Source organism: Pedobacter sp. AK017, assembly GCF_014200825.1.
In the GTDB taxonomy this organism is placed as follows: domain Bacteria; phylum Bacteroidota; class Bacteroidia; order Sphingobacteriales; family Sphingobacteriaceae; genus Pedobacter; species Pedobacter heparinus.
The window spans coordinates 40504-46647 of the sequence record NZ_JACHCW010000022.1; the positions used below are offsets into that span (position 1 = coordinate 40504).

Genomic DNA, 6144 nt, shown 5'->3' on the forward strand with positions numbered 1-6144 from the left:
TTTTTGAACGATTATTTATTTACCCATATACAGGCTGCACCTACCAATGCAGCATTTTCCCACATTTCGGTTTGCCTGATCTTTACTTTTTTATTTACCACCAGCTGCTCCAGCTTAGGCATAAAATGGGCCCAGGTCCGGGCAATGTTGCCACCAATAACCAATACTTCAGGATCCTCATCTGCTATAAAATCATTGATAAAACTACCCAGGTTTGTAGCAAACTCGTCAAATATCTGATTCTTTGTTTCCGGCGCTGCAACATTCAGCAATTCTTCTACATTCTTTACATCTGCTCCGGTAAGCTCATGGTAACGTTTTAAGAACCACCTGGTAGAAATGTATTCTTCGGCATTTTGCTCCAGGAATGGCAGGGCCGCACGGTTTACGTCTTTTGGCGCTCCCTTACAATTACTGGCCGATCCCAAACCTGTGCCTAAAGTAATGCCAATAGCCTTTTTTACATCAGAAGCAGCACCAGCAGCCAGCTCACCCCGTAAAAAAGCCTCTGCATCATTGATAAAAATGATGTTTTCCAGGGGCAGGTTTAAATGCCGGGATAAGGCTTCGCCTATATCTATACCATATAAAGCATCGTATTTCTGCACACCTTTAAACAAAGCAATGCCGCTTTGGTAATCAAAAGGGCCAGGCATGGCAATGCCTATTTTCATCTGTCCTGCCGGAAAGCCATTTACAAGCGGTAAAATCCCCTCAACCCAGGAATTTAGAATAATTTCAGCACTTTCTTTGGGTGCTACACGCTGGCGTACCAGACTTTCTTCAATAACGTGATAGGTAGATGAATCAATATGCGCTGCAGTAATGTGTGAGCCGCCTATGTCAACCCCAATAAAGGGCAGGGAACTGTTTAAGGTCATGGATTCTGTTTAAAAATTTGGTTCTGTTTCTCAAATAAAGCTAATTAAACTGCTTTATTAAAATGTTTTACCAATTTTTTAAAATTTTGAACTCCGTTCTCCTGTTTATCTGATGCTTCGCTTCTGTACATTTTACCGTAACTGGACGCTCACACACAAGGTAGACCGGCACACTGTTGCCGGAGCAGATGGGGTTATTCCCCCTCATTTTTAAAATAGAGTTTATTGCTGCGTTAAAACCGAATTAATAACTTAACCGTAATAACACAGATAGGCTACATCTGTATCACATATAATGTCAAAAGAAGCACCGGCTGCCACATTAAATTTATCCTGGGCATGGTAGGCCTTATATCCGCTATCGTCTAATTTAACCTTCATTACACCTGCCACTATAACCATTTCTTCCGGTGAAGAGGTTGAAAAGGTATAGTTACCTTTTTTCATTACACCAAGTGTTGCCTTACCTTTTTCTGTTTGCAGGCCAAGGCTTTGAACTTTACCTTCAAAATATACATTGTGGGATATCGGCAGATCTGTAGTTGAATTACTCATTGTTTAAATGTTAAATTATTTCAGGCGCAAAATAACCATTGCCCAGTACACATCGAAATTAAATTTAAGAAAAAGCCGCTGTGAAAATAATTCACAGCGGTTACTAAAATTTCAATCTCTTACTTGCTCAGGTTTAACCTTAAGTTCAACTCAAAACTGCCATTGGTATAGCTGCTTAAAGCCGAAGTCTGCGTGGTATAAGTTCCGCTGATCAGGTATTTCTTTTTAAAATCCATGCCCAAACCAAAGGTGCCGTTTTCTGTACTGTGGTACATGGCCAGCAAAAACGCCTGCTTATTGGCAATGCCAAACTGTGCCCCTGCATCCCAGATGTTGTCAAAACCTTTTACACCCCGGTAAGCCACTTTAGGCTCTACATCCATGCCTTCAGCGCCTTCGCTGATCTGGATCTTATAACTTATTGCTGTATAAAAAGTAGCTACATCGGCCAGTTTGATCACATCCTTTTTCAGTACACTTTTCAGGTTGGGCACAGCTGCCTGGATGTTCAGTTTATCTGAAGTATAGGCTAGCCCAAAATCGCCATCCAGGTAGGTTTTACGGTCGTTATACTGTCCTACTGTCGGATCAGCCGGGTTGCCATAAATGTCGGCATTTTCCAGGCGCTGGCTCATAAAGCCCAGCGATACCCCGAAATGCAGCTGATGGTTGTTGTCGTTCAGTTTGAGGTGATAGGCATAACTGCCCACTACCCTGGTCTGGCGCTGCAGGCCGGCACTTTCGTTGTTTACCGTAAGGCCCAGACCAACCTTGTTAAAACCATAATCGGCGGTAAGGTTCTGGGTCAATGGCGATCCGGGTACATTGCTCCAGAGCTTACGGTAAGCACCATTCAGTTTTAAACCTTGTCCGGCTCCGGCAAAGGCTGGGTTAATTAAATACTGGTTGGTGTAATATTGAGAGGACAGTGGATTCAACTGAGCTTTGCTTTGCTTAATATTCATAAAAAAAACAGCCAATAAAGCAAATAAAAGCACTTTCAATCTTTGCCGATCTATAATTGGTTTATTCATATTGATTTCAAAAGTTATTAAACTAAAAACAGGAAACATAAAGTACGATTAAAACGATCGGATTGCCCTCACACCTAGTGCCCAGTCCTTTGGAGCCCAACTCTGATTGCCATTTGAGAAATCTTCATACCAACCATTATAGCCATCATTATTGTATTCGGTTGAACTAATATACCATCCAGCTGGATTAAATCCTCCTACTAGTGCTCGATTAATAAATAACTGATGCAACTCATCCTTGCTAGGTAAATACCAATCGCTGTACCCATTAATAGTTACTCCTCTGCAGAGCCTAGCTGCTACTAATGGTATGGGCTCGGTGGCCATAATATCTATTGTATTTTGAAGCCCTGTACCTACTGCAGTTCCATCAGCACCTGGAATTACCAGATTTTCAGTACCCCACCTCGCATTAGCCTGGTCACTAATTGCAGCAATGAAGCCATGTAGTACATTAACATTATAACCAAGATCACCTGGGGATAAGAGGTACGCTACTTTTCCACCCTGGTAGCTATCACCAACGGCAATAGTAGCAGATGTTGTAAAACTTACTTCAGTTCCATAACCTGTACCAACACTGTTTACAGCGTAAGCTCTCACATAGTACATAGTTCCTAAAGTTAATCCAGTAAGGCCGCTATTAAAACTTCCCACACCAGTACCATCAGTTGTCTTAGTATTTAAAGTAATTGTTGGACCGGGGTTAGTACTCCAACAAACCCCTTTAGATGTTATGACAGCCCCACCATCATTGGTAACATTTCCTCCGGAAGCCGCAGCACCATAGGTTATTGATGTTATTGCAGTAGTTGACACATTGGGCAAGGTTGCAGCTAATACGATCTGTCCATTTTTATTCACACCTGTGGGGCTTCCAATTGCACCATTTTTATTAACATAGATAGTGCCTGTATTTGTAATTTCCCCATTTTTACTTAACCCCTGCGCAAAGGATTGATAACAGCTAAAGATATATAGAAATATAAATAAAATTCGTTTCATACTTATATCAGATATTAGTAGTAATAGTCCATTTGTACCCTATCCCCAGCAACAAGAGCATATGAACCATTACTTGCAGGAACATATATTAATGTGGTTCCACTTACAGAATAAGCGGTATTGCTTATCCTGATTCCATTTACGTACATTTTCACTTTGCTGTTTGCTGCTTTGCTTTGCGTTAATGTAAAACTTGTTTGTGCGGCTGTAGCAGTAAATTCATCGGCTACTTCTCTTATGTTCGCTGAAATGGCAGCTCCGGAAATCGCTATACCTAAACCCGCTGTAATCACACTACCATCAGCTGCCAGTATCTGGGCCCCTGTTCCGCCGGTTTTAACAATTGTATTACCTGTTATTGCACCACTTGAGGTCAGACTGGTTAACGTTCCTACGGAAGTAATTGCAGGTTGAGCAGCTGTAGTTACCGTAGCCGAACTACCAGTAATGTCGCCAGATGTTAAGGCTAGGATGCCTGTAGTAGTTGGCAATGTTAAAGTACCTGTATTGGTGATGGTTGAAATAACAGGTGCAGTTAAGGTTTTGTTGGTTAGCGTTTCTGTTCCTGTAAGTGTAGCCAATGTTCCTGTAACCGGCAAAGTAACTGTTGTAGCTGCTGTTGAGGTTAATGTAGTAGCGAATGCCCCAGTAGTAGTCAGATTACCCCCTAATGTAATCGTTTTACCAGTATTGGCAATACCCGTTCCGCCATTTGCACCAAGTACCACACCGGTTACATTGGCAGCATTACCAGTTGTATTGCCAGATGGGGTTAAATAATCCGTACCTGCAACTGCCAATGAAGTAACTCCAGAACCATTCGCTTTTAAGATGCCGTTTATGCTTCCTGCCCCTCCTTTAGCCGACGGCACAACATTATTATAAGTGGTAACATTACCTACACTGGTTACATCTCCTGTTGAATTGGCATTAGTGGTTACAGTACTGGCTAAAGTTGCTGTAGCTACATTACCAGTAGTAAGTGCCAATGTACCTGTAGTGGTTGGTAAGGTCAGCGTACCTGTATTGGTAATGGTTGAAATAACAGGTGCAGTTAAGGTTTTGTTGGTTAGCGTTTCTGTTCCTGTAAGCGTAGCCAATGTTCCTGTAACCGGCAAAGTAACTGTTGTAGCTGCTGTTGAGGTTAATGTAGTAGCGAATGCCCCAGTAGTAGTCAGATTACCCCCTAATATAATCGTTTTACCAGTATTGGCAATACCCGTTCCACCATTTGCACCAAGTACCACACCGGTTACATTGGCAGCATTACCTGCAGCTATCTCTGAAGATACAAAAGCAGTGGTTGCAATTTGAGTATTATTTGTACCTGCACCTGCAGTTGGGGCCAATGGTATTCCTGTAAGTATTGGCGAAGCGAGGTCTGCTTTTAATGCCAGTGCAGTTGTTGAAGCCGATGTAGTTAAATAGGTGTTGTTATCTATAGTACCATTTGCTTTTAAAAATTCGGTTGCCAAACCACCCGACTTAACAATTGTATTACCTGTTATTACACCAGCCGAAGTAATAGCTCCACTGGTATTTACCAAGGTTACACTGGTATTACCTAATTGAATTTGATTGGCAGTAGTAACTTTAGCCAGATAACCTATAGCTGTCGCATTGGTTATTGAAGGACTGGCTGAATTCTGATCCGTTTCTGCACCAAGGAAGGTATTATTACTACCAGTATTTGTCATCCCAGCCTTATAGCCGACACTCGTACTTCTAGAGATAGCCCCCCCTGATAAAAGGGCACTTCGACCTACTGCCGTATTAAATGAGCCAGTAGTATTAGCCAGGGCTGCAGTTCCAATAGCAACATTCTCTGTTCCAGTTGAATTTGCTGATAAAGCCGAGACACCTATTCCTAAGTTTGTATTGCCAGTGGTATTGCCAGAAAGCGCACCTTGACCAATAGCAATAACATTCTGACCGGTTGTATTATTAGTTAATACTGAGGTTCCCAAAGCAAGGTTACCTGTTGTAATTGAACCATTTCCTTTTCCAATGATAATACCATTAACCGTAATATCTGCACTGAAACTTTTTGCTCCTGCAATAGTTTGTGCGGTGGTTAGATTAACAAAACCCGTACTTGTACTTGAGTTAAGCTCATCAACGGCTGTTTTAACGAAAGCTGTAGTAGCAATCTGGCTGTCATTTACTGTTGCCGCTGCTGTGGGGGCTGTAGGTGTCCCGGTAAGTATTGGAGATGCTAAATCTGCTTTTAAATTAAGGGAAGTTTGTGCTGCTGTCGATACAGGTTTATCTGCATCAGTGGTATCATCAACATTCCCCAGGCCCACCATTGTTTTGGTAATACCAGTAACCGTACCGGTAAAGGCTGGCGAAGCCAATGGTGCTTTTAAAGCCAGGGCCGATTGGGTAGCCGACTGTTTAGCGTAGGGACTTAGCATCCCAGCAGTATCGGCAATGTTTACTTTCAATGCAATCGCAGATTGCGAAACAGACTGTTTGGCATAAGGACTCAACATTGCAGCGGTATCTGTATAATTTACTTTCAGGTTCAATGCAGTTTGTGCTGCTGTTGATACAGGTTTATCTGCATCAGCGGTATCATCAACATTCCCCAGGCCCACCATTGTTTTGGTAATACCAGTAACCGTACCGGTAAAGGCTGGCGAAGCCAATGGTGCTTTTAAAGCCAG

5 protein-coding genes are annotated in these 6144 nt (G+C 42.3%); all 5 read right to left on the bottom strand.

Annotated elements, in window-relative coordinates; all coding sequences use genetic code 11:
* Positions 1-11 precede the first annotated feature (11 nt).
* A complete protein-coding gene (locus HDC92_RS22870; protein ID WP_183877248.1) occupies positions 12-881 on the bottom strand; it encodes an ROK family protein in 870 nt (289 codons plus the stop codon).
* A 252-nt stretch (positions 882-1133) separates the two neighbouring features.
* Positions 1134-1436: a pyrimidine/purine nucleoside phosphorylase gene (locus HDC92_RS22875; RefSeq protein WP_183877249.1), complete on the bottom strand. Its 303-nt coding sequence runs from the start codon at positions 1434-1436 to the stop codon at positions 1134-1136.
* Positions 1437-1555: 119 nt separating this feature from the next.
* The gene (locus HDC92_RS22880) at positions 1556-2509 is read right to left on the bottom strand and encodes a type IX secretion system membrane protein PorP/SprF (RefSeq protein ID WP_317618110.1); all 954 of its coding nucleotides are present in this window, start codon (positions 2507-2509) and stop codon (positions 1556-1558) included.
* 9 nt (positions 2510-2518) lie between these two features.
* Entirely contained in the window at positions 2519-3475 is a 957-nt protein-coding gene (locus HDC92_RS22885) for a DUF1566 domain-containing protein (protein WP_183877251.1), read from the bottom strand.
* 14 nt (positions 3476-3489) lie between these two features.
* Positions 3490-6144 (bottom strand): beta strand repeat-containing protein (locus HDC92_RS22890; protein ID WP_183877252.1); only part of this gene is annotated, 2655 nt, incomplete at its 5' end.